General features: G+C 71.3%; 22 protein-coding genes. 7 read left to right on the top strand and 15 right to left on the bottom strand.

What is annotated here, in order from left to right:
• Positions 1-186 precede the first annotated feature (186 nt).
• Positions 187-333: a hypothetical protein gene (locus ACIQCZ_RS40960; RefSeq protein ID WP_385550270.1), complete on the top strand. Its 147-nt coding sequence runs from the start codon at positions 187-189 to the stop codon at positions 331-333.
• Here ACIQCZ_RS40960 and ACIQCZ_RS40955 read toward each other — a convergent pair whose 3' ends face one another.
• Positions 334-723: a Tn3 family transposase gene (locus ACIQCZ_RS40955; protein ID WP_402291123.1), complete on the bottom strand. Its 390-nt coding sequence runs from the start codon at positions 721-723 to the stop codon at positions 334-336.
• Here ACIQCZ_RS40955 and ACIQCZ_RS40950 point away from each other — a divergent pair.
• The 5 genes from ACIQCZ_RS40950 (at position 698) to ACIQCZ_RS40930 (ending at position 4,651) form a co-directional block, all read left to right on the top strand.
• On the top strand, positions 698-1,255 hold the full coding sequence (locus ACIQCZ_RS40950) for a LysR substrate-binding domain-containing protein (protein ID WP_402291121.1): 558 nt from the start codon (positions 698-700) through the stop codon (positions 1,253-1,255). The two genes, ACIQCZ_RS40955 and ACIQCZ_RS40950, sit on opposite strands and share 26 nt — an antisense overlap.
• Positions 1,256-1,742: 487 nt before the next feature.
• Positions 1,743-2,132: a hypothetical protein gene (locus ACIQCZ_RS40945; RefSeq protein ID WP_402291120.1), complete on the top strand. Its 390-nt coding sequence runs from the start codon at positions 1,743-1,745 to the stop codon at positions 2,130-2,132.
• A gap of 248 nt (positions 2,133-2,380) precedes the next feature.
• The gene (locus ACIQCZ_RS40940; RefSeq protein WP_402291118.1) at positions 2,381-2,797 is read left to right on the top strand and encodes an SsgA family sporulation/cell division regulator; all 417 of its coding nucleotides are present in this window, start codon (positions 2,381-2,383) and stop codon (positions 2,795-2,797) included.
• A 375-nt stretch (positions 2,798-3,172) separates the two neighbouring features.
• Complete coding sequence (locus ACIQCZ_RS40935; protein WP_402291117.1) at positions 3,173-4,381, top strand: hypothetical protein; 1,209 nt, start codon at positions 3,173-3,175, stop codon at positions 4,379-4,381.
• Positions 4,382-4,510: 129 nt separating this feature from the next.
• Positions 4,511-4,651: a hypothetical protein gene (locus ACIQCZ_RS40930; protein WP_402291115.1), complete on the top strand. Its 141-nt coding sequence runs from the start codon at positions 4,511-4,513 to the stop codon at positions 4,649-4,651.
• Between the two features lie 232 nt (positions 4,652-4,883).
• On the opposite strand, the gene ACIQCZ_RS40925 is transcribed toward ACIQCZ_RS40930, so the two are convergent.
• From ACIQCZ_RS40925 to ACIQCZ_RS40905, 5 genes are all read right to left on the bottom strand, one after another.
• Positions 4,884-6,101, bottom strand: a complete 1,218-nt coding sequence (locus tag ACIQCZ_RS40925) for a PP2C family protein-serine/threonine phosphatase (RefSeq protein ID WP_402291128.1) — start codon at positions 6,099-6,101, stop codon at positions 4,884-4,886.
• Positions 6,102-6,355: 254 nt separating this feature from the next.
• Entirely contained in the window at positions 6,356-6,910 is a 555-nt protein-coding gene (gene tpg, locus ACIQCZ_RS40920; protein ID WP_402291114.1) for a telomere-protecting terminal protein Tpg, read from the bottom strand.
• A 3-nt stretch (positions 6,911-6,913) separates the two neighbouring features.
• Positions 6,914-7,303 (bottom strand): hypothetical protein, encoded by a 390-nt coding sequence (locus ACIQCZ_RS40915; protein WP_402291112.1) that lies wholly within the window; start codon positions 7,301-7,303, stop codon positions 6,914-6,916.
• A 52-nt stretch (positions 7,304-7,355) separates the two neighbouring features.
• Positions 7,356-9,479 (bottom strand): telomere-associated protein Tap, encoded by a 2,124-nt coding sequence (gene tap / locus ACIQCZ_RS40910; RefSeq protein WP_402291110.1) that lies wholly within the window; start codon positions 9,477-9,479, stop codon positions 7,356-7,358.
• Between the two features lie 335 nt (positions 9,480-9,814).
• A complete protein-coding gene (locus tag ACIQCZ_RS40905; protein ID WP_402291109.1) occupies positions 9,815-10,417 on the bottom strand; it encodes a TetR/AcrR family transcriptional regulator in 603 nt (200 codons plus the stop codon).
• 72 nt (positions 10,418-10,489) lie between these two features.
• Between ACIQCZ_RS40905 and ACIQCZ_RS40900 the strand changes: the two genes are divergently transcribed.
• Positions 10,490-11,311, top strand: a complete 822-nt coding sequence (locus tag ACIQCZ_RS40900; RefSeq protein ID WP_402291107.1) for a class I SAM-dependent methyltransferase — start codon at positions 10,490-10,492, stop codon at positions 11,309-11,311.
• Between the two features lie 134 nt (positions 11,312-11,445).
• On the opposite strand, the gene ACIQCZ_RS40895 is transcribed toward ACIQCZ_RS40900, so the two are convergent.
• The 9 genes from ACIQCZ_RS40895 to ACIQCZ_RS40855 all read right to left on the bottom strand — a co-directional run bounded on the left by ACIQCZ_RS40895 (position 11,446) and on the right by ACIQCZ_RS40855 (position 26,396).
• The gene (locus tag ACIQCZ_RS40895; RefSeq protein WP_402291105.1) at positions 11,446-11,991 is read right to left on the bottom strand and encodes a GNAT family N-acetyltransferase; all 546 of its coding nucleotides are present in this window, start codon (positions 11,989-11,991) and stop codon (positions 11,446-11,448) included.
• A 378-nt stretch (positions 11,992-12,369) separates the two neighbouring features.
• A complete protein-coding gene (gene metK, locus ACIQCZ_RS40890; protein ID WP_402291103.1) occupies positions 12,370-13,593 on the bottom strand; it encodes a methionine adenosyltransferase in 1,224 nt (407 codons plus the stop codon).
• 51 nt (positions 13,594-13,644) lie between these two features.
• On the bottom strand, positions 13,645-15,765 hold the full coding sequence (locus tag ACIQCZ_RS40885) for a condensation domain-containing protein (protein WP_402291101.1): 2,121 nt from the start codon (positions 15,763-15,765) through the stop codon (positions 13,645-13,647).
• A 132-nt stretch (positions 15,766-15,897) separates the two neighbouring features.
• On the bottom strand, positions 15,898-16,599 hold the full coding sequence (locus ACIQCZ_RS40880) for a response regulator transcription factor (RefSeq protein ID WP_402291099.1): 702 nt from the start codon (positions 16,597-16,599) through the stop codon (positions 15,898-15,900).
• Positions 16,600-16,714: 115 nt separating this feature from the next.
• Positions 16,715-17,560 carry a 4'-phosphopantetheinyl transferase family protein gene (locus ACIQCZ_RS40875; RefSeq protein WP_402291097.1) on the bottom strand — a complete coding sequence of 282 codons (846 nt, stop codon included), beginning with the start codon at positions 17,558-17,560 and terminating at the stop codon, positions 16,715-16,717.
• A 59-nt stretch (positions 17,561-17,619) separates the two neighbouring features.
• On the bottom strand, positions 17,620-19,377 hold the full coding sequence (locus ACIQCZ_RS40870) for an acyl-CoA dehydrogenase family protein (protein ID WP_402291095.1): 1,758 nt from the start codon (positions 19,375-19,377) through the stop codon (positions 17,620-17,622).
• A 305-nt stretch (positions 19,378-19,682) separates the two neighbouring features.
• Positions 19,683-19,865 carry a DUF5302 domain-containing protein gene (locus ACIQCZ_RS40865; RefSeq protein ID WP_402291093.1) on the bottom strand — a complete coding sequence of 61 codons (183 nt, stop codon included), beginning with the start codon at positions 19,863-19,865 and terminating at the stop codon, positions 19,683-19,685.
• Between the two features lie 96 nt (positions 19,866-19,961).
• The gene (locus ACIQCZ_RS40860) at positions 19,962-21,548 is read right to left on the bottom strand and encodes an MFS transporter (protein WP_402291091.1); all 1,587 of its coding nucleotides are present in this window, start codon (positions 21,546-21,548) and stop codon (positions 19,962-19,964) included.
• A 12-nt stretch (positions 21,549-21,560) separates the two neighbouring features.
• The gene (locus ACIQCZ_RS40855; protein WP_402291126.1) at positions 21,561-26,396 is read right to left on the bottom strand and encodes an SDR family NAD(P)-dependent oxidoreductase; all 4,836 of its coding nucleotides are present in this window, start codon (positions 26,394-26,396) and stop codon (positions 21,561-21,563) included.
• Positions 26,397-26,399: the final 3 nt, after the last annotated feature.

The following is a 26,399-nucleotide window of genomic DNA, read 5'->3' as shown; positions in this document are numbered from 1 at the left end:
CGCTACGAGAAACGCGCCTACATCTACCTCGGCACCGTCACCCTCGCGGCCCTCGCGATCTGGCTCCGAACATGATCCAAGAAACAGACCCTAGTCGACCGTGATCAGCTTGCCCCCATCTGCCACCACGAAGGCGTCCCCGTCGTCCTCGACGGCGCCATCTGCCTCGACTTGGCCCACGCCGCAATGCAGGTGCTGCAGCCCGAGATGGACAAGCTGCGGCAGCGCATCCGCGACCTGGAAGGGGGACAGCCCCCACTGGTGCTGCCGGCGAAGTTCATCACCGATGCCATGACCGACATCCCCGACCAGCTGCCGTCCGACTTCAGCTGATCAGGCCGCTGTACCGAAGCCCTCGGCGCGCAGGTCCTGGTCGCGAAGCTGGGTGAAGTCGACGTCGAGTTTCGTCTCGTACGCCTCGGGCTGGATGCCGAGTTCATGGGTGGAGTACTCGCCGAACCGTTTGATGTGCTCAGTCAGGTACGGCGAGATGTGGGCCAGGTCCTCTGGGCTGATCTCCCATCCCTCTTCAAGGAGCTGGCGGACGATCTCCGCAATGTCCAGGGCGTTGTGGAAGATCACCGCGTTCGTGAGCAGGGCGTTGAACTTCATCGCCTTCTCCTGCTCGATGGGGTCGTTGTCGGCGAGGACACCCTGGTTGCCGAAGCCGACCCGGCGAGCCCGGCCCGAGGTGCGGGTGGAGATCCGGCAGCTGGACTTCACCGAGCATGTGACCGCACTGGTGGAGGACCGGGTGGACGTGGCTTTCGTGCGACCGAGCCCCGACGACGAGCGGCTCGTCGCGGATGTCCTCACCACCGAGCAGCGGATCGTCGTCGTGCACGAGCGGTCGCCACTGGCCGACGCCCGGACGTCCGGGGTCGGCGTCGCGGACCTCGCCGAGCTGCCGCTGTTCAGTGTCCCGGGGCACACCCCGCACTCGTTCACCGAGTATCTGTACTTCGACGACCGCGCCCAGCGTCGCAGCTCCGAGTTCGCCGTCACCCCGCAGGAGGTGCTGACCGGCGTCGTCACCGGGCGGTCCGCGGGCTCCGGCCTGCGCTCCTTCGCGCGGTACTACGCGTGGCCGGGCGCCGTCTTCGTACCCGTCCTCGATGCGCGGTGGGAGAGCAGCTATCTCGCGGTGCGGGCCGGTGACGACAACCCGGAGGTGCGGATCTTCCGGGCGCTCGCGGTGGCCCTCGCGAAGGACATAGGCCCCGGGATCAACTCCCGTCCGCTGGACTCTGGTTGACGATTGCTTCGCCCGAGACGCCGGTGATTCCACCCCACGCGTCTCCCGCTCGGCCCGCTTCTCGATGCTGCGGAAGCGAGTGACCTCGGCGGACTCCGTACCGGCCGCGCCGCGGGCGCGCAGCGCGGCCACGCAGGACCGGGATGCTTGGCCGATGGACCGGTCACCGCGTTGCGCGGACCGACGGTCTCGGCCGTGATTCTCCGGCCGCCCTTCCGGGGCTCAGCCCCCTGGTCCCAGTTGTCCGTCAAAGCGGATCAAGTCCGGTGGCGCGTGAGGAGAGGGTCTCGACCGCCGCCGGGGAACCGGCCCGCAACATCGGGTTTCGCAGGGATATTCCGGCACAACGGCTCTTCGTCGCGTGGTGGACCTCACCCAACGAATAGTTCATCGTTCAACCATCTGGGGTTAGTGTCTTCAGTGTCAGCAAGGCAAACAAGCATCAACTCGCCCATTCACATCATCGGGCGAGGAAAGAGAGGGAATCATGATAAGCAGGATTGTTCGTCGGACTGTCGTCGCGATCGCCTCGACCACCATCGCCGCAGCCGGACTTCTCGCCACCAGCGGCACCGCCTCGGCGGCGACGCACCCGAGCAGCAGCCAGTCGGGCGCCGTATCCACCGTCCGAATCACCGACCACCACAACGGGGACCGGCACAGCGCGCTCGGCAGCCGGAGCAGCGACGGCCGCGGCCACTGGGAGCAGGGTCACGATGGGGGCAGCCACCGGATCCGGCACGACGACCGCCACGGCTACCAGGCGCGGATCGACGAAGACCGTCGCCAGTGGGTCCTCGACCAGATCCGCTGGGCCGAGAACCACGGACACATCTACTGGGGCAGCCTGGAGCACCACGACCGTTCGCACCGCTGAGCATCGCGGGCCCCAGGACCGCCACCGCCTGGGCCGCCGCACACCGACGGGCAGGCGACGCGGCCCGAATCACCCCCTGCACCACATGCGAGCGGGCACCCCAGGGCAGCGGGGGCGGCATGCGGTGTCATGGCCGCTCAAGGGACAGCAACGACCATGACACCGCATGCCGCCCCCGCGCCCCGCGCGAAGGCCCCGCAACCACCGCCACCAGGCGCCGCCCCCAGCCCCCGAACCAACACAGAACCATGACCACTTGCCTGGACCACACGCTCGACATGGAGCTCGTGTCACCCCTGGGCACACGGCTCCCGATACCGGCCCACCTGCTCTACAGGTCGCAGGACCCGCTCGTGGTGGAGTTCCTCTTCCATGACCCCGCCCGAGGCCCCGTGCCCTGGGTGATCTCACGCGAGCTGCTCGCCCGGGGGATGCTGGCACCCAGCGGAGAGGGCGACGTGCGGATACGGCCCACCGGGACCGGCCCGAGCGCACTCCTGCACCTTCTCCTGACTCCTCCGGGCGGCTCCGCCCACCTCATCGCTCCGCTCCCGGCCCTCGAACACTGGGTGTTCCGCACCTACCAGCTGGTGCCCGCAGCCCAGGAGGCCGAGGCACTGGACCTGGAAAGCCACCTCGACCGGTTCCTGAACGGGGCGTCCTGAACGTACCCGCCGCGACGACCTCGGGGAAGCTGCCTTGCGGCGGGCCTGGGCGAGGCGGGAGGGCAGATGCCGGTACACCGACGGGGTGTGCGGCAGCACGCTTCTCGGAGACGGGCCGGTACATGACCTGGCGCGGGGCCGCGGCCCGGGTGAGACTCCTCCGGCCGCCCGAGACCGCACCGGACTCCCCGCACCGGGACCGGTCGGTACCGCCGGGCCGCTGTCGTACGACAGCGGGCCGGTCACCGCGGCGAGGGCATCACCGTTCCGGGCCGCAGGGCCGCCGAGCGCTCCACGCAGGGGGCGTCGGCGGCTGCCGATCGGATGAGCGGCGCGGCGCCGTCGCGGATGAAGGATGAAGCAGGAGCCGAAAGCATGACAGCACACGTCCTCGCACGAGGTCAGGCCGTCGCCGTGTGGTGGCGGAACGCGGGCCGGGCCTGGTGGCCGCCGCGAGTCGTCCGGTCGGTACGGCCTGCGGCGATACGGTCCGCGGCGGTAAGGCCGGCAGTGGTACGGACCGCCAAGGTCCTGATCGCGACCCTCCTGGCCTGGCAGGCCGCTTCGTGGTGGTTGCCGGGAGAGCAGCGGTATCTCGCCGTGGCCACCGCGCTGGCCATGGTCAGCGCCCCCACTGTCTACCGGTCGGTGACGCAGGCGCTGCGCAGCGTGGCCGCCCGGGCGGCCGGGCTGGCGGTGGCCGTGGCCGTCGTGTGGCTGCTGGGTCCTGCCGCGGGGAGCGCCGCCGCCATCCCGGCGATCGCGCTGGTCGTCGCCGGGCGGCGGGGTTCGGACGGCCGTCTGCAGATCGCCTCGACGGCGGTGCTGGCCCTGGCCGCGGCGACGGCCGTTCCCGTGGGCCATGTGGTCGCGCTGACCCTGGCGACGCTGACCGGAGCCGCGGTGGGGATCGCGGTGAACGCCCTCATCCTGCCGCCCGTGCACCTGAGCGCCTCCGACTCCGCGGTACGCGGTCTGGCCGTGGCCATGGGGGAACTGCTCGTCGACATGGGCCGCGGGCTGAGGGAACGGCAACATGCCGGCCGCGCGCACACCTGGCTGGAAAAGGGCAGACGCCTGGAGGACCTGGCGGTGCGGGCGCACGAGGACGTCCGTGAGAGCCAGGAGAGCCTGCGCTGGAACACGCGGTGCGTCGTCGTACGCGGGCGACGCGAGCAGTCGGCCAACGGCGAGGCCCTGCGCGCTTTGCATCGGATCACCTTCCAGGTCCGCGGCATCGCCCGGACGCTGGCCGATGCCGTCGACGACCACGCCCTGGGGCAGATGTTCCTCGACCGCTACGCGGCGACCCTGGAGGCGGCGGGCGGGGCGGTGACGTGCTTCGCCACCCCCGGCCCGGCCGAGGGCCCGGCCGAGGACGGCGCCCGCGAGCGACTGCGCCGGGCCATCGACGACGCCGCCGCGTGGCACACGATGATGACCGGCGAGATCGAGCAGGGCACACTGACCGAGCCGGGCGCCTGGCACGTGTACGGATCGCTGATGACCGACGCCGAACGCCTGCTCGCCGACCTCGACCGCGCGCCCCGTCCCGTCGTGGCCCCGCGGACCTCCCACCCGTAGACAGAAGCGGTCCCCGGCCACCGCGCCCCGGTCCGGCCAGCTCGCCAAGCGCCCCGGCGGGTCGGGGACACGGACACGGCCCGCGACCTCTTCGAGCGAGTCCTGCGGGAGGACGCGCTGACGCCCTGGATGGTCGAAGCCCAGGAGAGGGCACGTGAGCTCCACGCGGTCGCGGCAGATCACGGCGCGGTGACCGGCCGGGTCACCCGGGCCGTCGACTCATGCCGGAGCAAGCTGGGCCTGGATCCCGTACTGCTGGCGATCAGTTGAACGGACCCGCTCGTCGAGCGACAGAGCCGCGGTCAGGCAAGAAGGACTCGATTCCGCAACAGGAAGAGCCTGCCCGGCCATACATTTGACGCTTGATCATTCTGATCCGGTCCCGCGCCGCGTGCGGGGCGGCGGGCACGGCGACGGCGTGAGGCCGGGCCCGGGAGCCCGGGCGGTCCGAGCGGCGCACACCGTGGCCCCGGGCCCGGCGAGGCTCTGGCGCAATGCCGCGTCACCGATGCTGCGGACGCCATTCGAAGAGCAGGATGGTCACGTCGTCCCGCAGTTGGTTGCACTGGTAATCGAGGATGGCGTGGATGAGCAGCCGCAGCACCTCGGCCGGGCGCTGTCCGGCGGAGGAGGAGCCGATGATGAAGTCGGTGAACCGGTCGAGGCCGAACTCCGCACCGTCCGCGTCGCGAGCCTCCACGACGCCGTCGGTGTAGAGCAGGACGCAATCGCCCGGTTCCAGGGTCGCCTCGTGGACTTGCCGGGCTGCCGGGGCGAGTGGGCCGGCCAGGCCGATCGGCGGCTGTGGGGGGCTGTCCAGCGCCTGGGCGAGCACCCGCTCACCACGGATCAGCAGCGGTGGGGGGTGACCGCAATTGACCCAGCGCAGCACTCCGGTCTCGGCGTCGAGCCGGCACAGCACGCCGGTGCAGAAGTGGTCGGGCAGCCACTGGGCGAGCGCCTGGTCGACGGAGCCGACGACATCGGCCAGGTCGACACCGCTCCGGCGGGCGTTGCGTGCCGCCGCCATGGCGACCGAAGTGGTCAGGCCGGCGGTCAGATCGTGACCCATGGCATCGAGGATCACGGTGTGCAGGACGTTCTTGACCACCGAGTGGTCGAAGGCGTCGCCGGCGATGTCGTACGCCGGTTCCAGGACCGCGGTCGATACGCACCTGCTGCTGCCGATGGTGCAGGGCGGCAGAAAGGCCCGCAGCATCTCGGCGGGCAACCGCATGGTCGCAGTGCGGGTGCGGGCGGCGAGCCAGTCGCTGTAGGCGCGCTTGGAGGTGATCAGCATGGCGAACAGATGGGCCAGCATCCGGCTGCGGCGCATCCGCACCTTGTCGAGCGAGGCGGTCCGCACCGCCAGCACGCCCAGCCGCTCCGCACCATCGACCAGAGGCATCCAGAGGATCAAGCCGTCGTCGGCCTCGGCCACCCGTGAGGAGACCGTGCGGTATGCCCAGCCGGCCGACGAGCGGTCCACCGGCAGCGGCTCCAAAGCCTCGTCGAGCGGGATGAGCAGCTGTTGCTGCAGGTCGACGAGGTAGATCAACGCGGTGTCCAGGCCCAGGGCACAGGCACACCGGTTCGCCAAGGCGGGCAGTTCGACCGGCAGGGCAGTCTGCGCCTCGACGATCAGCTCTTCCAGCAGATTCTCGTCGACGACGGTGTCGGGACCGAAGGACGCGTGCGGTGGGTCCGACACAGGGATCACCCCTTCCGTGCCCAGTTTCACACCGATCCCGTCCTCTCTCACGTCAGCCCGTGGCGGGGGCGGGAGCGACGCCGCGCTGCTGGTGTTGCTGCTCGTGCTCCAGCGAGCCGAGGTCAAAGACGCCGGCTACGGGGCCTGGTGGCCGGGCCGACCGGGTCCGTAGTCGGCGCGGAGGTCTCCATGGGCACTGCCTCCCGTACGCGTCGATACCAGGATGGGGTCGCTGTGGGGGCCTCCCGGGAAGGGCCCCGGATTCAGTAGTCGAGATCCAGGTAGTCGATGTCGTTGATGGCGACGTCTGAGATTCCCATGGCGCGGCCGCCGCCGTCCTGGAAGTACACGTCCTTGAATCCTTCGGCGATGATTTCGCGCATCTGCTGGTCGCTGGCCCCGGCGTCGCGGGCGTCGAACAGGCGCTGCGCGTACGTCGCGGGGAGGCGGACAGTGAGGCGGCGGAAGCGGCCGTCGTCGGTGGTGCCGATCGGCGCGGTGTAGCCGAAGCGGGCCCGCGTCTCCACGGTGATCCCGGTGGCGGCGGCCTGCTTCCGTCGGCGCTTGCGGACCTGGGGCTGCCAGCGGGACCGGACGGCGCTGTCGATCTTCGCGGCGATGTTCTTGGGCGGGTGCTTGCGCTCGCCCTTGCGGTAGCGCTCCACCGACCGCTGGGTCACGCCCAGCTCGGCAGCCACGGCGCGCGTCGTCCTCAGCTGTCTCATCAGGAAGTTGATGCGGCCCTGGAGGGTCTTGGGCGGCTCCCGGGTGAACGCCTCCTGGTCGGCACGCTCGATCGCGTCCTCGATCTCCCCCACCGGTCAGCTCCCGTCCGTAAGCGCGCCGTGGCGTTGGCGGATCAGGTGGGCGTCGACGGCCGGGGCGAGGTCCACGACCAGGCGCTCGCCCACGCCGGAGGCCGTGGTGGCGTCGGGCGTGAGGCAGCCAAGACTGCGCGGCTCGCCGACCGCCTTGCGGAAGGCTTCGCGGCCCTCGGCGGCCAGGCGCTCGTCACGGGTGAGGGAGACCAGCTCGCTGATCGTGGCCTCCTGCCCGGGGTTGTAGCCGGTGGCGAGTTCGGCCAGGACGCCGCGGGCACGCCAGGTCGGACGCATGCCCCGCATCACCCGCGCGAACAAGGCCGGGTCGTGGACGGGCGAGGCGGAGGGAGCGGGCCACTCCGGGAGGGCCGTCGCGTCGGTGGTGTTCATCGGGTACGGCTCCTTCGGTGATGTCTCCGGTGCGGGCGCGCCGGGGTAGGGCCTACTCGCCCTCTTCGAGGACGGCGTCGCCGCCCTTGATGTGGCGAGCGGGGTTGAGGCCCTTCTCCATCAGGCCGACCGCCCACAGCATCGACTGGACGCCCTCCAGCTTCGCCAGGCCCGGGGTGGGGCCGAGGCGGAAGCCGCCCGGTTGCGGCTTGCCGGAGGCGGCGTACGGCAGAAAGTCCATCGGCGAGGCCCCGGGTGAGGGGTAGACGACGCAGTCGGACAGCACGGCCAGCGGGTACAGGCCCGTCATCTTGGCCATGTTGCTGAGCTTGCGGTGCATGTTGACCCGGGCCTTGCTGATGACGGCGGCCCGGATGTCCGGGCGCCAGGTCGGCCGTTGAAGGGCCGGCCACGTCTCGCCGTCGCGGTACTGCTTGCCCTGCGGGCCCTCGCGGAGCTTGCCGATGCCGCCCTTGACGGTGCCCTTGATGGCGGCGAGCACGGCCGCCAGGGCCGGGTCGGCCTGCTTGTGCTGCTCCATCGCAGCGAGGAACTCGGTGTCGGTGAGGTCCTTCGTGACGCCCAGGTCGGCGAGCGTGTCGGCATACGCGTTCTTGAGCCGGTCGTGCCACGGATCCAGGTACGCCCCGGTCTCCCGGCGCAGGTACGCCTCGATCGGGGCGACGTTGTAGCCGAGCTCCTGGGCGTAGGCGACGGTGTGCGTCTGGTACCAGGCAGGTCCCGTCGGGCGCTCGCCTGTCGGCGCGAACGGCGAGGGCAGGCGCGGGTCCAGTTCAACGTGGGAGAGGTCCACCAGCCAGGAGCCGGGGATCTTCGGGTTGAACGTCGGGGCGTAAAAGTGGTCGGGGGCGGAGAGCCCCACCGTCAGCCTCGCCGCGGCCGCGAGGAACGCGGTGTTCAAGTCGAGCCCCACCGCCCACGGCAGCAGGCATTCCTCATCGGACAGCAGCGAGACGTCGCGCACCCACTGGTACGCCTCCTCGTTCAGGAAGCCTCCGGTCCAGCCGGAGTTGACGACCACGGGGTGCTCGGGGCGGGCCTCCGGCGGCGCCGGGGCCATCGGGTCCGTGCCCAGCGAGCCGGGGTTGTGGCCCGAGACCCAGTTGCCGGTCTCCTTGTCCTGCACGGCCCGGGTCGGCGGGCGCAGTGCCGTCATCAGCTCCAGTCCGGACACGGCCGTGCTGCCGCGCGGGGTGATGACCCGCTGGGCGTAGATCCCGAGGACGCGGGCGACGTCGGCCGGCTCCATCTGCGACACCCCCGGCCACGACCGCTCGTCGAGGGCGTCCCACGAGAGGACGGCGAGCTGCACGCACTGGCGCTGGTTTCCGGTGGCCTTGCGGTAGATCCTCGCCCACGGGCCGAACCCGCGCCGCGTGAGCTGCCACTTCGCCTTGGTGACCTGCTTGACCACGGGGTGGTCCTCGGGCAGGCGCAGGGAGCGGCGCTGCTCGTGGCCCTCCAGGCGTTCCGGCAGCCCGAGCCTCACGGCCGCGGACGCGGTGAGCACGATCAGCGGGTCGGAGTCCTTGCCGTTGCGGTGCAGCTTCGGCGTACCGAGACCGGACTCCTTGAGGGTCCACTCCACGAGCTGAGGCACGGTGGTCGCCGGGCAGTCCAGCACGATGCCGTCGACGCCGTACGCGGAGCCGTCGCCGTCCAGCACCGCGAGCGGGCCGTGCGGGAAGCGTGGATCGGTCGCGGGCTTGGCTGCCTTCTTCGCGGCCGGACGGCGAGACGACGTCGCCGGGCGGGCGGGGCTCTTGGGCGTGACCGGGGCGGCGGGTGCCTCCGCCGGCGCGGCGGTCTCCGCCTCGGGCGCCTCGGGCGCGGCCGGGCCGGTGAACGCCTTCGGGGCGGGCTGCGGCGCGGCGGCCGGGACGGGCGCAGCGGCAAAGGTGCCGTGGGCGGGGTACTTCACTGCCCAGCCGTTCAGTAGCCGCTGGTACGCCTCCAGGCGCGGTGATTTCGGCTCGGAGCGGCCGTTCTCGTAATTCTTGACCGACTGCGTCGACGTCTTCAGCGCGACCGCGAGGCGGGCCTGGGTGATGCCGGCGGCCTCGCGGAGTCGGGCGCGCTCCGCCGGGGGCGGGAGCTGCGGCTCCTCCTCCAACAGGGCGTCGACCGAAGCGAACAGCTCTTCCTCGGATGCCATGTGCCTCCACCTCCAGCCTGGACACTAGCAGAATTTACCCTTGCGTTTAACTCAAACATTTAACCCGTCCGAACATGTTTCAACGTGGCGTCAGAGGAGCGCGCCAGGAGTGGACATCCGCACATGGAGGGCGAGTTGATGGAGGGGGCCGCCTCGGCGGTGTTGAGGGAGAGGGAGCACCGCGAGGTGCGGGAACGGGGTGTCCTGCCCGGGTCCGCCGCCGCCCCAAGCCCTCTCCCGAGGCGATCGCCGGCCTCACCGGCCTGCTCACGCCCGGCGACAGCCGACGCCGAAACCTCTTTTCGACGCGGACCGTTGCGGGCCTCAAGTCGGGTTCAGCGGGGCCGCCGTTGCACGACGCCGGCGAGCACCGCGGTCACCAGCTTGTTGACGGCTGCCGTGGTCGGCGGGCCGGGGTCGCGGTCCGCGAACAGGAGATGCCCGCCCCCGACCAGGGAGAGGGTGAGCGAGTCGATGTCGGCGTCGGCCGAGACGCGGCCCAACGCGCGCTCGTCGGCCAGGTAGGCGGAGACCGCGGCCGCGACCTGGGTGAGGATCGCGATGCCACCTCCGGGCCCGGCTTGCCGCAGCCGCGCGCGCAACTCGTCCCGGAAGGTGATGAGCGGGACGATCGCCACGGGAACCGGTCCGAACAGGGTGATCAGCGCGCCGGTGAGGTTGTCGACCACGGTGCCGGTGCCGACGGTCTCGCGCAGCGCCTGCGCTTGCGTCTCGAGCTGTGCGGCCCGGTCGAGCACGAGCTCGGCGAGGAAAGCGTCGAAGTCGGTGAAGTGCCGGTGCAGGACGCCTTTGGCGCAGGCCGCCTCGTCGGTGACGGCCCGACTGGTCAGCCCGTTCGGGCCATCCCTCAGCAGCACGCGTTCGGCGGCGTCGAACAACTGCTGCCGCGCGTCGCGAAGGTGTACACCGGTCGGCACCTGCAGATCCTCTCGTGCGCCAGGCTCCTGGCACCCGTTGGCATGTGGGCACTTGCCCACTAAAGTGAACGCATGCCCACTCTATCGGGAGAGCAACCAGTGCCGGTGCAACTGCATCGGGCTCGACAGATGGCCGAGTCTTTCGGCACGGATGCGCAACGCTACGACCAGGCCCGGCCGGGCTACCCCGATGGCCTGGTGGCGCGTGTCGTCGCCGGGAGCCCGGGGCCCGACGTGCTCGACGTCGGCTGCGGCACGGGCATCGCGGCCCGTCAATTCCAGGCCGCCGGTTGCGTCGTGCTCGGTGTCGAGCCGGATGCGCGGATGGCCGACTTCGCGCAGGCCCGCGGCCTGCGGGCCGAGGTGGCGACCTTCGAGGCCTGGGAGCCGGCCGGCCGGGTGTTCGACGCGTTGATCGCCGCCCAGTCGTGGCACTGGGTGGACCCGGCCGCCGGCGCCGTGAAGGCGGCTCAGGTGCTGCGTCCGAACGGGCGCCTGGCGATCTTCGGGCACGTATTCGAGCCGCCTGCCGAGGTGGCCGAACCGTTCGCGGCCGCTCACCGTCGGGTGGCGCCCGACTCCCCGTTCAGCGATCAGCCGGCGCGACGTCCGCTGGACATGTACCAAGCGGGGTACGCGAGGATCGCCGACAAGATCCGCGAGACCGAGCAGTTCAACGACCCGGAACAGTGGCGATTCGACTGGGAGCAGTCCTACACGCGCGACCAATGGCTGGCCCTGCTCCCCACCACCGGCGGCCTCACCCGGCTTCGTCCCGATCAGCTGGCCGAGATACTGGGTGCGGTCGGCCACGCTGTCGACGCTCTGGGGGGCCGCTTCACGATGCACTACACCACTCTGGCGACCACCGCCGTACGCGCAGGCACCCCTTGATCCGCTGCCGCACGGTCGCGGGGCCCGCGCACGTCACTCGTTCTCAAAACGCCCGGATCACGCAGCGGTTGTCCGCGCCGGGGACGACGGCAGATCGGCGGCCTCGTGGATCCGTCGTGCTGCCGGGAACGAGCTCAAGCGGGTGGCGTGACCGAAGTCCACACGCCGAACCACTGCTCGGCGCCGTAGTCCTCGTACCGTTCCACCTCGGTGAACCCCAGCCTTGCCGCGAGGCGCATCGAGCGCTCGTTCGCGGTCTGGGTGCGGAGCACCACCGGCTCGCCGGGCAACGCGTCGGCGAACCAGGCGAGTGCCGCTGCGCACGCCTCGGCAGCGTACCCGAATCCCCACGCCTGCGGCAGGAACAGGTAACCGAGCTCGGTCCTCCCGACGTCCGGACGGATGTGCCCCGGACGCTCTGCGTGCGGATCGAGCGAGATCGTGCCGATCATCGCCCCGTCGAGATCGATCACGAAGAAGCCGGGGCGCCGTCCGGGTACCTCGGGCACGGTGCGCTCGAGCTCGTCGCGCGGTCGAGGGCCACCGAGGTAGGTACCCACCTCTGGCGAAGCACTCAGCTCGATGACCCCCACACGGTCCCGGGCCTCGGACTCGCGGAGTACGAGCCGCTCGGTCTTTATCGGGGCAGGTGGCCAGGCGAGGGGTCTGAGGTCGGTCATGCAGGCCAACCTAGCCAGCAGGCTCGGCAGCGATCAAGAAGCGCGAACCGGTCAACCCACTGCCCCCCGGGCCTCTCACCCTCATCAACGGGACAGCCCTTGGCCAGACATCTCTCCTTCCGTCATTCCCATCCGAAAGCAAGACCTGCGACGCCGGCCGAACTGCCCGCCCCACGACCGGAATCGACTGCCCCGGCCCCATCGGCAGCACCCATACGCGCACTGTCACCGAGAAGGTCGACCACGCAGCTTTCGCGGTCGATCCGGAACCGACAGAGCCAGGCGCAGGGCCCGAGCAGTGGCCGAACCGGCACGTCCCGCCGCTGACGCGCACATCGGGCTCTCCTCGAAGGTGCGAAGGACGAAGCAGCCGACCGGTCAGAGACCGGCCGCGGCCTTCAATTGCCGGGCGCGGTCGGTCCGTTCCCAGGTGAAGTCGGGCAGTTCACGTCCGAAGTGGCCGTAGGCGGCGGTCCCGGAGTAGATCGGGCGCAGCAGGTCGAGGTCACGGATGATGGCGGCCGGGCGCAGATCGAAGACCTCGCTGATCGCCCGCTCGATGCGTTTCTGGGCGACGGCACCGGTGCCGAAGGTCTCGACGAACAGGCCGACCGGCTCGGCCTTGCCGATGGCGTACGCGACCTGGACCTCGCAGCGGTCCGCGAGACCGGCCGCGACGACGTTCTTGGCGACCCAGCGCATGGCGTACGCGGCGGAGCGGTCGACCTTGGACGGGTCCTTGCCCGAGAAGGCGCCGCCGCCGTGGCGGGCCATGCCGCCGTAGGTGTCGATGATGATCTTGCGGCCGGTCAGGCCGGCGTCGCCCATCGGGCCGCCGATCTCGAAACGGCCGGTCGGGTTGACCAGCAGCCGGTAGCCGTCGGACTCCAGCTTGAGCCCGCTCTCGGCGAGTTCGGCCAGGACGTGCTCGACGACGTGGTGGCGGATGTCCGGGGTCAGCAGGTTGTCGATGTCGATGTCGCAGGCGTGCTGCGAGGAGACGACGACGGTGTCGAGACGGACCGGGCGGCTGCCCGCGTACTCGATGGTGACCTGTGTCTTTCCGTCGGGACGGAGGTAGGGGACGGTACCGTTCCTGCGGACCTCGGTGAGCCGGCGCGAGAGCTGGTGGGCCAGGTCGATCGGCAGCGGCATCAGGGACGGGGTCTCGTTCGTGGCGTAGCCGAACATCAGGCCCTGGTCGCCGGCTCCCTGCTTGTCGAGCTCGTCCCCCTCCTCGCCCGCGGCGGCGCCCTCGACGCGCTTCTCGTACGCGGTGTCGACGCCCTGCGCGATGTCCGGCGACTGCGCGCCGATGGACACCGAGACTCCGCAGGTGGCGCCGTCGAATCCTTTGGCCGACGAGTCGTAGCCGATGCCCAGGACCGTCGCACGGACGAGGCCGGGGATGTCGGCGTAGGCCTTGGTCGTCACCTCGCCGGCGATGTGCACCTGGCCGGTGGTGATCAGGGTCTCGACGGCGACCCGGGAGGCCGGGTCCTGGCTCAGCAGGGCGTCGAGGATCGCGTCGCTGATCTGGTCGGCGATCTTGTCGGGGTGGCCCTCGGTCACTGATTCCGATGTGAACAGGCGGCGGGACATGACTCTCCAGAGGTGTGAGGTCCGTGGAACGGTCGAGCGTCGGCGTGTTCGTCATCCGGCGCGTTCGGCGGCGGATTCGAGCAGCCGGGCGAGGTCGTCGGCGGGCGTCGCGGCGGCGGTGAGCACGATGAGCGGCGGCCGGCCGCCGCTCGCCGCGATGAGCCGGGTGATTCCGTACGCGGCAACTCCGCAGCCGGAGAATCCGCCGAGCACGAGGTGCCCGCCCGCGTCGATGAGCGGCCGGAGCGCGTCGTACCCGGCCCGGTCGTCGTCGGGCGGGGAGCCCAGCAGTACGAGGGCTTCGGGGCCCCGGTACGAGCGGGCGAGCAGGTCGTAGCAGAAGCGGGGGGTGCCGTGCGACGGTACGAGGCAGACGGTGCCCGCGCCGGGGTTCCGGGCCGGTCGCAGGGTGATGAGCGCGGGGGTGTCATGGGCGGCGGCCGGGGCGTCCACGGGTGTGGGCGGGGCCGCCTCGGCCTCCGTGTCCGTATCGGTGTCGGCGTCGGCGCCGGTGTCCGCGTCGGCCAGCAGCTCCAGCACTTCGGCGATGGTGGTGGACTCGCCCGCCACGCGGGGAAGTTCGGCCAGCAGAAAGGCGGCGTGCGTCAGGACGGTGTCGATGCCTGCGAGCCGGGTGCGGTCGTAGGAGACGGTCACGACGAGGCGGCCGTCGCCGTCGTGGCGGGCGACGAGCGTGAGCGGGAAGGCCGTTCGGGCACCGAGTGTCTCCGGGTGGTCCACGCGGATTCCCTGGGCGGCGAGTTCCCGGGTGAGGCCGTCCGGACCGGCCGGCCGGCCCTCGAAGGCGACCAGGCTGCCTGCAGCGCCGGGCGCGTCGGTCCGGTCCTCGGTCCAGGTACGGATCTGGCCCGCCGAGACCCATTCGTACGCCGCCATGTCCAGGGCCCGGTCGCGCAGCAGGGCGAGCAGCTCCGGCACGCTCGCTCGCGGGTCGACGACGACGGACATCGGCAGGGGGTTGCGCAGGGCACCGGGCAGGCGCTCCGCTCCCTCGAACAGGATCCCGCGTCCGGACACGGTCACGCTGAAGCGGACCGGCTCCGCGTCGGCGGTTCCGGCGGCCCGGTACAGCAGCAGCGCCCAGGCAGCTTGCAGCGCGCCGCTCTCGGTGCTGCCCCAGCCGGCCGCCCAGGCGCCGAGCCGCGCCGTCTGCGCGGCGGTCAGCCGCAGCCGGGTGCGCCCGGTCCCGGTCCCGCCGGGGACGGCAGCGGAGGCCGGAGCAGGGGCGGTGGCCACGGGCAGGGGCGAGTGCGTGACGTCGGGCGGTGGTGTGGCGTCCGTCCAGAATGCGCGTGCGGGCCCGATGTCCTGACGTGCGAGCCACTGCGCGTAGTCGCCCATGTCGGGGCGGCGTTCGCCGCCCGGCAGGGTGCCGTCGGCCAGGTAGGCGCGGTAGAACTCCCGCAGCAGCAGGCGCGCGCTCCAGTCGTCGAGCAGTGCGTGGTGGTAGGTGAGCAGCACCCGGGTGGGGGGTGCGGTGACCGAGGCGGCGGGGCCGCCGCCCAGTACGGTCACGCGCAGCGGTCCGGGGCGGCGCGGGTCGAGTCCGCGGCGCCGGTCGTACTCGACCACGGCTGCCCAGTCCTCGGCGCTGTGCGACAGCCTTACCACTTCTGCCCTGACCCGGTCGTGCACCACGATCCGCGGCTCGGGGCCGTCGGTGAAGGCGGAGCGCAGCACGCTCTCCCGGTCGATGAGGGACTGCCAGGCGGCGGTGAAGCGTTCGGGGTCGAGCGGCCCGTGCCAGACCCAGGTGAGCTGTTCGACATGGTGGCCGGTGCCCGGGTGGGCGTCGGCGTCGGTGAGCAGTTCGTGCTGGAGCGGGCTCGGCGCGACGGCGCGTACAAAGCGGCCGGCCGGGGGCGGGTCCGTGAGGAGGTCGGCCAGCAGGCCGGCCGGGAACTCCCCGGGGGTGCCCGTGGTGAGTCTCAGGGTGTGCAGGCCTGGTCCGTGGGGCCGGAGCCGGTGCTGCCAGGCCGGGCCGTCCGGCCGGCGGGCGGCGATCCGGTCCAGCGCCGCTTCGAGGCGCCGGGTGTCCAGGGGGCCCCGGAGCTCCAGGAACGGCGGGGCGTCATAGGGGGGTTCTCCGGGGTCGACGACGACGGTCATCGGCTCGTCCGGCGGCATGCGTGAGAAATGGCTGGCGGTCATGGTGTGTTCGGGGCGCGTACCCCCTCCCTCCCCTCTCTGCGAGTACGGAACGAGTGTGCGAGGCCCGCCCGTGCGGGCCTGATACGGCGTCGGCACGGTGGTGGGCCGGGAGTTCGGCTGTCGGTGGGGTGGTCATCGGAGCGGGCTCAGCGGTCCGCGCAGTCCTGCCTCGAACGCGTAGATGACGGCTTGGACGCGGTTGCGCAGCCGTAGTTTGCCGAGCAGGTTCTGCACATGTGTCTTGACCGTGTGTTCGGAGAGCGTCAGTGAGCCGGCGATCTCCGTGTTGGTCAGGCCGCGGGCGAGCAGCCCGAGTACCTGCCGCTCGCGGTCGGTGAGCTGTTCGGGGCCGACGTCGGAGATGGCCGGGGCGGTGTGGCGGTCGGGCGTCGCGGGCTCGGTGGCCTGCGGTGCGATGGTGTATCCGGCGGCGGTCAGGACGATGGCGGAGGCGAGCTGGGTGGCGGTCACCGTCCCGGGCAGCCGGCTGTGCGCCGGTTCGGGTCCGGCGGCCGGTTCGGGGCCGCCGATGGTGAGCAGCCGGCAGTCCGGCGGGAGCGTTCCGGGGCCGGGGCCGCCGTGGGCGAGGACGACGTCCGGCCGCAGGTCGGTGAGGCCGGCCCCCGGCGCCCCGTCGCCCACGACGTGGATGGCGGGCCGGCCGTCGAGCAGTGCTCTGATGCCGCCGCGGGCCAGGATGTCGCTGCCCTGTACGTACACCCGTACCGGCGTGGTCGCTCCGGCCGCGCGGGGCGTGGTGGGCGGCGCGCCGCCGGGCAGTACGTGCAGGGTGGCGCGGCGGTGCGTGAGCGCAGAGAGGTCCCGTTCTCCCACGGACAGCCTCCTCGTTCTCCTGTCGGCAACCGTCATCCGGCACGCTAGCCGTGCGGGAGAGCGGGGCCGGATTTCTCCAGCCGCTCTGGACGGATCCGCGAACGTGTCCGGGGTGTCAGCCGGGGGCGAGGAGTGCCGCGACGGCTTCCATGAACCCTTCGTCGAGCATGGTGCGGACCGCCGTGTCGCGCGAGGTGTCCAGTCCGGAGTCGTGGCAGGCCACGCTGACCAGGTAGCGGCCCAGCACCCGGTGGGTGGTGAACGCCCATTCGTCGCGGGCGGCCGGTGTCCCGTCGGGGGTGAGCAGGCCGGCCGTGCCGAAGCCGAATTCGGTGAAGCCGAGCCGCAGTCCCTGGCCGAGTGCCTTGGTGTAGGCCTCCTTCAGCGTCCACAGCCGCAGCAGTTCCGCCGTCTGTTCGGCCTCGGGCAGTGCCGCGAGACCGGCGCGTTCGGCGGGTGTGCAGACGTGGCTCTGGAGGAGTTCGAACGACATGTGCCGGTCGGCGGGTTCGGCGTCGACCCCGATCCTGCCGTTGCGGCTGATTCCGACGGCGATCAGGTCGTCGGTATGGGTGAGGCTCACGTCGATCTGGTCGAGCCCCCGCAGATAGGGCCGTCCGCCGATCTTGTACGCGAGGTCGAGTTCGGCGGGCCGGGTGCCCAGCGCGGCCGCGGCCGTGAACTTGGTGGCCAGCCGGGAGGCGACGAAGCGGTAGCGGACGGTGGGGTCGTTGGTGCGGCGGTAGCGCTGCCAGTCCCGGCCGAGCAGCGGGCGCAGCGAGGGGTCGGCGACGGCTCCGGGGAGCCATTCCCCCCAGGTGGTGTGCACCACGGCGTTGCCGCGCAGGTCCATGCCCTCGCGCACCGGGTCCCACGGTCCGTCGGGGCCGCTGACGTGGATCGGCTCGGTGATGCGTGCCGTGTCGCCCGGTGCCGCGGTCGTCGGCTCTGCCTGCGTCAACGGTCGTTCCTTCCCTGGGTCGTTGCCCGCCTTGTTCCTGGGCCGTGGGCGCTGCCGTTTCACTGGGTGAGGGTGATGCCGCCCAGGTCGCAGCTGCGGCCTGTCCGGTAGCGGCGGACCAGTTCGTCCAGTACCTGTGCCTGGCAGCCGTCGGGCAGTTCGGGTACGGGGATGCCGAGCCGTTCGCCGAGCCGGGACAGGGCGAGCACCGCCCAGGACGAGTCGGCGAGGAACGGGTCCCGGCCGTCCTGGCCCTCCCACACGCCGAGTACCGCGGCGGCCGCGACGATCAGGCTGTAGCGGTCGCTGAGTGCGCACACGGCGGGGTCGGCGGGCGTCGTGGTGCCGTACGCGGGCAGCCGGCGGCACTCCTCGCGCAGTGCGCGCAGTTCGGTGACGAAGCCCTCGGCCAGTTCGGCGAGCGCGGTGATCTGGCCGCCGAGGCCGCGGGACGAGGCGAGGCGGGCGGCGGAGCCGACGAGGGAGGCGGCCATGAAGTCGCCGCCGCCCGCGATGCCCAGCAACCGGTATTCCAGCAGCGGGAGTTCGGCTCCCTGGCAGAAGAGTTCGGGCGGTGGTTCCTCTTCCGTGAACCAGGAGCGTTCGGCGAGGCCGCGCAGTTGGGGGACGATCACGGCCTGGCAGGAGGCGGTTCCGGCGTGGCCGAGTCCGGCGACGGGCAGGTCCCGTACGAGCTTGCCGAGCGCGCCGTACTCCGGGCTGTCGTGCTCGTAGCCGCGCGCGCCCAGGACGGTGGCGAGCTCCTCCAGATTCTCGCGCAGCAGGTCGGGCACCACGTACTTGACGGCGGCGGCGAGGACATGGGCCCGATCGGGCAGCAGGCTCAGCGCGCGCAGGGCGGCGGTGGCCATGCTGTCGCAGGCCAGCAGGTCGGCGAAGACTCCGGTCAGCGGCTTGTGCCAGCGGCGTGCGACGGGGCCGCTGCGTCCGGTGGTCGCGGCCCGTACCGCGGAGTGCAGGACGGTGTCCGCGGCCGCGGTGACGACGCCGCAGATGAGGCTGCGGTTGACCTGGAAGGTGCGCAGGGCGAGGGCGACGCCCTCTCCTGTGCTGCCGACGCGTGCGTCGTCGGGGACGGTGTAGTCGGTGAACTCCAGTCCGGAGAAGAGCGCTCCGCGCATGCCGGGGGTGGTGACGCGCGGCAGGTGCCGCACTGACGGGTTCCCCTGCCGGGCGTGGTGCAGGAGCAGCACCGAGTGGCTGCGCGGTCCGCGGGCCGGGTCGGTGCGGGCGTAGACGACCTGGGCGTCGGCGCGCGCGGCGTTGATGATCACGTCTTTGCGGCCGTCCAGCCGGTAGCCGTCGGGGGTGGTGTCGGCGGTGAACTCGTGCCGCAGGATCGCGTTGGAGTGGGCGAGTTCGTGGTGGAGGATCGTGGCCCGGCCGCCGCCGAGCAGCAGGTCGGCGGTGCTGCGCCGCTGTTCGGGGGTGCCGGCCGCCCAGACGGCGCCGGTGGCGAACAGCGAGGTGATGCCGTAGCCGAAACCGAGGGCGACGTCGCGGCGGAAGACGGGGCGCAGGACACGGGCGAGCAGGTCGGCCCGGGTGAGCCGGCCGCCGTACTCGACGGGTACGAACTCGGCGCCCAGGCCCGTGTCGGCGAGGAGGTCCTCGGTGTCGCCGGGCGGGGTGCTTCGGGCGTCGGCGGCGAACAGGGCGCGCAGCCCGTGCGGGTTCGCGGGGTCGTAGGGGTCGCCGAGCAGCGCTTCGAGCCGGGACGCCCGTAGGTCTGCGTCGGCCTCCCACCGGCTGCGACCGGTGGCCGTGGTTCCGGTGATCTCGGCGGTGGTGGTCATGGCAGCGGGGGTCAGCTCCGTCGTCGCAGGGTGCGCGCCAGGTGTCGCGCCCGTACGCACGATCCTGGCGGGGGCGCCTCGCACGGTGCTGGAGCGATGCTCGATGCATCGTCCGTCATTCCTCGATCGGTCACCGAGCCGCCCGGAATCGAGATCCGGCCATCATTCGGTTCACGTCCGAGAACGACTCAAGTGTGATTCGAGCAGAATTCCAGGAGAAATTGAGCAGCATTCGAGTGGGCGGAAGAAAAAGAAAGGCTGCCGTCGCCCTCCCGGGGCGGCAGCAGCCTTTTCCCTGTCCGGCGTCACCCGGTCTTACGGCGGAAGTACCGCTTCTTTCCGGCTGTTCCGCTCATGTTCTTGACCTTCAGGCGCCCCTCCTCGTGGGCCTGCTTGGCCCTGTTCGTATTGCTCTTGCGCTCGAGCGCCTCGCGGAATTTCTGTCGGGCATCGTTCTCTTCGACATCAATGCGCGGCGTGTCGGTCATGCGAACCTCCTGGACGCAATGGACAGCCCTGTCAGCCTGACACAGGAATTAAGAGCGGGCCAGATTTACTTTCGGTCAGAGAGAATTGGATTCTTCCTATACCGGGTCCGGTGCGAGGCGTTCGGCCGTTCCGTTGTGTTCGCCGGATTCGGCCGCGGCGTCGCTGTTCTCCGCGGCGCCGCTGCCCGGAAGGAAGGAACTGAGCACGGTGGTCAGTACGAAAACGCCCACGTTGCACCAGAGCACCGAGGACGTCACGGAGCTGAAGTGTCCGGCGCCGGCGCTCGCCCCCACCCCGCCTTCCACTCCCCCGAAGTAGAGGGCGCCGAGGATCGCCACACCCGCGGCCGTGCTGAACTGGATGGCGGCGTTGAGCACCCCCGAGCCGGCGCCCGCGTCCTGCGGAGGCACATCGCCGAGGACCACGGCGGTCAGCACGGGCGTGGTCAGACCCATGCCGCAGCCCATGACCAGCTCGGCGCCGGCCAGTTGCAGCCAGGACAGCTCTCCGCTCCCGGCCGACCAGACCGCGAGCAGGGTCCACAGCGCGCCGCAGGCCATCAGGAGGGATCCGAAGCGTACGCACAACCGGCCCCGGCCTGTGCCGAACTTCCAGGCGATCTGGAAAGTGGCGGTGATGCCGACCGGCCATGCCGCGGTGACCAGGGCGGTCTTCACGATGGACCAGCCGAGACCGGTCTGCAGGTGGTAGGTGAGGACGAGGAAGAACGACGCGACACCACTGAAGACCAGCAATGTCACCGTCAGGCCCACCACGGTGGAGCGGTGCCTGAAGAGTGTCGGCGGGATCAGCGCGGAGCCGTCGCGCCGGTGTCGACGGCGCTGCTGCGCGACGAACAGGGCGAGCACCACGGCCGCGACGCCCATGAACACGAACATCCAGCCGGGCCAGCCCTGTTCACGCCCCTGGATGAGGGGACAGAGGATTCCCAGGGAGGCGGTCGTCAGCAGCACCACACCGACGATGTCGAGCCGCAGCGCCTCGTCCGAACGGGACTCGGGCATGCTGCGGGCGGACAGCACCAGGGCGATCAGCCCGAGCGGCACGTTCAGCAGGAAGATCGCACGCCAGCCGAGGCCCAGGAGGTCGAGTTCGGTCAGCATCCCGCCGAGGAGCGGCCCCCCGACACTGCCCAGGCTCAGAGCGGCCCCCAGCACGGCGAACGCCCGTGCCCACTCGTCCCGGTGGAACATCGTGACGATGACGGAGACCGCCTGCGGAACCATCAGGGCCGCCATGAACCCCTGCGCGAACCGTCCCGCCACCAGCACTTCGGGCAGCACCGCGGTGCCGCACACGATGGAGGCCACGGTGAAGCCGGCCACCCCGGACATGAACAGCCGTTTGCGCCCGTAGATGTCGCCCAGCCGGCCACCCGTGATCAGGAACAGGGCGTAGGCCAGTGCGTAGCCGGCCAGCGTCCACTGGGCCGCGGTGAAACCGGCGCCCAGGTCCCGCTGGATGGTGGGGAGGACGACGGTGACGGCGTTCGCGTCCAGGTTGTCGAGGAACGAGGCCAGGGTGACCACGACCAGGGCGATCCACCGGTGCGGCGACGGTGCGCGGTCGCCGGACTCCCCGACCGGGCCGGAGAGGTCCTGCGGCCGGTCCGGGGTTCCCGAAGTCTGCGACGATCGCGGTTCAGAAGTGTTCTTATTCATCACAGGCTTTCCTCACGTCGCTTTTCCGAGGACGGCATCGAGTGCCCGGTCCATGTCGTCGTCCGACAGTTCGCTCGCGACCTGCAGCGCTTCCGCGGCCGTGCGCGCCCCGCCGGAGGAATCGGCCTGCGGCTGTGCGAGCTCCAGCAGTTGCGCCAGCAGTCCGCTCTGCAGAAGCTGCTCGGGGGTCACCCGCCCGAGCGCCCATTCGGCCGCCTTCGCCGGATCCTGCGGCGGCCCGGACTCCCCGGACGCCGTGCCGAGGTCCAGGCGTACGTACAGGAACTCGGCGATGGCCCGCGAGGTCGGGTAGTCGAACGCCAGCGTGCTCGGCAGGGCCACCTCGGCGTACGCGGAGAGACGGTTGCGCAGTTCCACCGCCATCAGGGAGTCCCAGCCGAAGTCCCGCAGCGACTTGTCCGCGGGGACCGCGTCCGCGCCCTGCAGACCGAGTACGCCGGACACCTCCTGGCGGACCGCACGCAGCAGTGCGGCGACCTGGTCCTCCGCGGACAGCCCGACCAGCCGTTCGTGGAACGACTCGGTCCGTGCGACGGCCTCCTGGGCCCGCCGCAGTCGCGGCCGTACCAACGCCGCGAAGAGCGGGGCGGCTTCGTCGCCGGGGCCGTGCTGCAAGCCGGCCACATCGAGCTTGATCGGTATCAGCCGGGTCTCCGGGCGCCCCAGCGCGACGTCCAGCAGCCGCATTCCCTCCTCCGCGGACAGGGCCTGCGAGCCCCGTCTGCGCAGCCGGGCGAGCTCCGCCTCGCCCAGGCGGGCGGTCATGCCGATACCCGCCTGCTCCCAGAGCCCCCAGGCCAGGCTCACCGCGCAGAGCCCGAGCTTGCGCCGGTGCGCCGCGAGCGTGTCGAGGAACACATTGGCCGCCGCGTAGTTGCTCTGTCCCGGCGCTCCGAACGTGCCGGCCGCCGAGGAGAAGAGCACGAACGCGGCCAGGTCCAGCCCGGCCGTGAGCTCGTGCAGATGCAGCGCGCCCGAGACCTTGGGGGCGAGCACCCGCGTGAAGCGCTCCGCGCTCTGGTTGCGTACGACGCCGTCGTCGAGCACGGCCGCCAGGTGGAAGACCCCGGTCAGCGGGTGCTCCGTACCGATCTCGGCCAGGACGTGCGCGACCTCCGCACGCTTCGACACGTCGCAGGCGAGCACACGGACGCTTTCGGCGCCCGCCTCGGTCAGTTCCGCCACGATCTCCTCGGTGCCCGGCGCGTCGGGACCGCGGCGGGAGGTCAGGACCAGGTGCCGTGCACCGTGCTCCACGACCAGGCGCCGGGCGACCAGCCTGCCGAGTTCGCCGGTGCCTCCGGTCAGCAGGACCGTGCCCGCACCGTCCAGGGCCTGCGGAACCGTGAGGACCAGCTTGCCCGTCGTACGGCCCTGAGCCATGATCCGGAAGGCGCTGGGGGCCTCCCGCACGTCGAACGCCGCGTACTGGAGCGGTGTGACGGCCCCCTGCCCCAGGAGGGCGACCAGTTCGCACAGCATTTCCTGAATGCGATCAGCACCGCTCTCGACCAGGTCGAACGCGCGGTAGCGGACTCCGGGGTGCTCCGCGGCGACCTCATCGGCGTCCCGCACATCCGTCTTGCCCATCTCGAGGAACTGGCCGCCCCTGGGCAGCAGCCGCAGCGACGCGTCGACGAACTCCCCGGTGAGGGCGTTGAGCACCACGTCGACACCCGCACCGTCCGTGGCCGCCAGCCATTTGTCCTCGAACTCGGTGTTCCGCGAGGACGCGATGCGGTCGTCGGTCAGGCCGAGCTGTCGCAGCGTGTCCCACTTGCCGGTGCTCGCCGTACCGTAGACCTCGCAACCGGCGTGGCGGGCGAGCTGCATGGCGGCCTGCCCCACACCTCCGGCCGCCGCGTGGACGAGAACCTTGTCCCCCGGGTTCAGCGTCCCGAGATCCGTGAAGGCGTAGTGCGCGGTGAGGTAGGCCAGCGGGACGGTCGCCGCCTCGACGAACGTGAGCGAGTCCGGGATGCGGACCATCCAGCGGGCGTCCACGCGCACCTCGGACCCGAAGGTGCCCACCGCCAGGCCCATCACCCGGTCGCCCACGCGCAGGTGGCCGACCCCGGGCCCGGTCTCCAGGACGACACCCGCACATTCCAGGCCCAGCTTCGGGGCATGCACCATGTCGAGTGCGTTGAGCACGTCACGGAAGTTCATCCCGGCGGCCCGGACGCCCACCCGGACCTCACCGTCGGCCAGCGGTTCGCTGTGGTCGACGGGCCGGAAGAAGAACGTGTCCAGCCTGCCCTTCTCCTGGATGTCCAGGTGCCAGGGCTGCTCCCCCGTTTCCGGGACGAGCGTGTCCGGCGAGCCGGTCTTCCGCGCCCGCACCAGACGGGGGGCCAGTACGCCTTCCCCCCGGACCGCCAGTTCGGGCTCGGTGTCCGTGGCGAGGACCCGGCGCAGCAGTTCCCCGTCCGGCAGGTCGGCACCGATGTCGACCAGCCGGAGTCCCCGCTCGGGATGCTCGGCCCGAGCCACTCGGACCAGCCCCCACAGCGGCGCGTGCGCCAGGGACCCGATCATGTCGACCGGGCCGGCCGGGACCGCCTCCCGGGTCACCCAGACGACGTCGGTGCCCTCGGAACGCGGATCGTCCAGGAAGGTCTGCAGCCACTCCAGCACCCCGGTGACCACGGCCTGGGCTCGCAGGTCCACGGCGTCCCCGCCGTCACCGGACGCGTCCGGCGCGGTCAGGTCGACGATCACCGTACGGGGACGGCCCTCGCCGAACTCGGGAAGGGCACCGACGGGCGCGACGGCATCGATCCCCAGCGTCTTCGCGACGATCCCGCCCGGTCCGATCACCAGCAGGCCGTCGGACTCCTCCGAGAACGACCGGGGTTCCTCGGAGAGCGTCTGCGGCTGGAACTCGACACGGTAGAGGTGCTCGGTGTCGTGGGTGCCGGTGTTCCCGAGCTGTGCGGCGCCGGCGCGCTTGAGCTCAAGGCCGACTGCGCTCGCCACGGGTTCTCCCGCGGCGTCGGAGGCCAGGATCGTCGCAGTCGAATCGCCGGTGAGCTCGATACGGACCCGCAGTTCCCTGCCGCCGACGGCCGAGAGTTCCACCCCGGACCACATGAACGGCAGCAGGACCCCGTCGGTGTCCTCCCCGTCGGCTCCGAGGCCCGTTGCCGCGAAGGCGTGAAGGGCCGCGTCGAGAAGCGCCGGATGGATCGCGAAACCGTCGGTGCCGGAACTCGCCTCGTCCGGGAGCCGGACGAGACCGTACGCCGTGCCGCCCTTGCGCCAAAGCTCGGCGAGGCCCTGGAACGTCGTTCCGTACTGCAGGCCCTGTTCGAACAGCCCCTCGTAGAAGCCGTCGAGGCTCACCCGCTCCGCACCGGCCACCGGCCACTCGCGCAGCTCGGCCACCGCCGTCTCCTGCGCCGCGCCGGGCGACGTGTCGGTCAGCGAACCCGTGGCGTGCTTGGTCCAGGGAGCCGAGTGGGACGAACCACCCGGCCGGCTGTAGATCTCCACCGGCCGGCTGTTCCCGTCGAAGGCGGAGCCGACCCGCACCTGAAGGCGGAGCTCCTCGTCGGCGGCGAGCACCAGCGGCCGGGACAGCGTCAGCTCGCCGACTCCGGCGGCACCGATGTGATGTGCTGCGGTGAGCGCGAGTTCGAGGAGACCGGTGCCGGGGACCAGGACGGTCCCGAAGACGGCGTGGTCCTTCAGCCACGGCTGGTCGGCGAGCGAGAGCCGGCCGGTGAACAAGTGGCCTTCACCGTCGGCGAGTTCGGTCACCGCGCCCAGCCAGGGGTGTGGTGAGGCTTCGAGGCCGAGCGATCCGGCGTCGCCGGTGGATTTCGGGACCGGGAGCCAGTAGTGCTCGCGCTGGAAGGCGTAGGTGGGCAGGTTCAGCAGAGAGCCGGTGTCCGCCCCGAGACCGAGGGCCCGGTCCCAGTCGAGCTGGTGGCCCTGGACGTGCAACAGGCCGAGGTTGCGAAGGAGTTGGTTGGTGGTGCCGTGGTCGCGGGCGAGGGAGCCGACGACGATGCCGCCGCGCTCGGCGCTGCCGTCGGTGAGCGGCATCGACAGGACCGGGTGGGCGGAGATCTCGACGAAGACGGTGTGGCCGTCGTCCAGGAGCCGGTCCAGGGCGCGGTCGAAGCGGACGGGCTCGCGCAGATTGCGGCACCAGTAGCCACCGTCCAGACCGGTCCCGTCGGACACCTCACCCGTCACCGTGGAGTAGAACGCGATCTGTGCTCGCTGCGGCACCAGATCCTCGAACTTCGAGGCGAGGTCCGGGAGAAGCGGATCCATCTGGGCGTTGTGGGACGCGTAGTCCACATTGATCCTGCGGGCATAGACATCCCGCTCCTGAAGCTCGGAGACAATCTGTGCGATCGCGTCCGCCCCGCCGGAGATGATCGTCGACCCGGCAGTATTGACCGCCGCGACCGACAGGGCATCGCCATAGGGGGCGAGGAAGTCCTCCACCACCGCGACGGGGCGTTCGATCAGCGCCATCCCGCCCTGTCCGGCGCAGGCCAGGACGGCCTTCGAGCGCTGGGCAACGATCTGCGCGCCCTGCTCCAGAGCGAGAGCACCACTCACCACCGCGGCCACCACCTCACCCTGCGAATGACCCACCACCGCCGCCGGCTCCACACCCAGCGAACGCCACAGCGCGGACAGGGCCACACCCATCGCGAACAGAGCCGGCTGAACCACATCGACCCGGTCGAACGGCGGGTGCTCCCCCTCCTCACCAGCCAGCACCTCACGCACCGACCACCCCGTGAACGGCCTCAACGCCACATCACACGCATCCACCGCCCCCGCGAACACCTCACTGGAGGCCAGAAG

Source organism: Streptomyces sp. NPDC093149 (assembly GCF_044754145.1).
Lineage (GTDB): Bacteria > Actinomycetota > Actinomycetes > Streptomycetales > Streptomycetaceae > Streptomyces.
The sequence above is the reverse complement of the archived record's forward strand: the minus strand, read 5'-3'. Positions and strand labels throughout refer to the sequence as shown.

What these genes read in the sequence shown, in the direction of transcription:
- ACIQCZ_RS40960 (WP_385550270.1), top strand. Translation starts at nt 187, where the DNA reads ATGCAGGTGCTGCAGCCCGAGATGGACAAGCTGCGGCAGCGCATCCGC.
- ACIQCZ_RS40945 (WP_402291120.1), top strand. Translation starts at nt 1,743, where the DNA reads ATGATAAGCAGGATTGTTCGTCGGACTGTCGTCGCGATCGCCTCGACC.
- ACIQCZ_RS40940 (WP_402291118.1), top strand. Translation starts at nt 2,381, where the DNA reads ATGACCACTTGCCTGGACCACACGCTCGACATGGAGCTCGTGTCACCC.
- ACIQCZ_RS40935 (WP_402291117.1), top strand. Translation starts at nt 3,173, where the DNA reads ATGACAGCACACGTCCTCGCACGAGGTCAGGCCGTCGCCGTGTGGTGG.
- ACIQCZ_RS40930 (WP_402291115.1), top strand. Translation starts at nt 4,511, where the DNA reads ATGGTCGAAGCCCAGGAGAGGGCACGTGAGCTCCACGCGGTCGCGGCA.
- ACIQCZ_RS40915 (WP_402291112.1), bottom strand. Translation starts at nt 7,303, where the DNA reads ATGAACACCACCGACGCGACGGCCCTCCCGGAGTGGCCCGCTCCCTCC.
- tap (WP_402291110.1), bottom strand. Translation starts at nt 9,479, where the DNA reads ATGGCATCCGAGGAAGAGCTGTTCGCTTCGGTCGACGCCCTGTTGGAG.
- ACIQCZ_RS40900 (WP_402291107.1), top strand. Translation starts at nt 10,490, where the DNA reads ATGCCCACTCTATCGGGAGAGCAACCAGTGCCGGTGCAACTGCATCGG.
- ACIQCZ_RS40895 (WP_402291105.1), bottom strand. Translation starts at nt 11,991, where the DNA reads ATGACCGACCTCAGACCCCTCGCCTGGCCACCTGCCCCGATAAAGACC.
- metK (WP_402291103.1), bottom strand. Translation starts at nt 13,593, where the DNA reads ATGTCCCGCCGCCTGTTCACATCGGAATCAGTGACCGAGGGCCACCCC.
- ACIQCZ_RS40885 (WP_402291101.1), bottom strand. Translation starts at nt 15,765, where the DNA reads ATGACCGCCAGCCATTTCTCACGCATGCCGCCGGACGAGCCGATGACC.
- ACIQCZ_RS40870 (WP_402291095.1), bottom strand. Translation starts at nt 19,377, where the DNA reads ATGACCACCACCGCCGAGATCACCGGAACCACGGCCACCGGTCGCAGC.
- ACIQCZ_RS40865 (WP_402291093.1), bottom strand. Translation starts at nt 19,865, where the DNA reads ATGACCGACACGCCGCGCATTGATGTCGAAGAGAACGATGCCCGACAG.
- ACIQCZ_RS40860 (WP_402291091.1), bottom strand. Translation starts at nt 21,548, where the DNA reads ATGAATAAGAACACTTCTGAACCGCGATCGTCGCAGACTTCGGGAACC.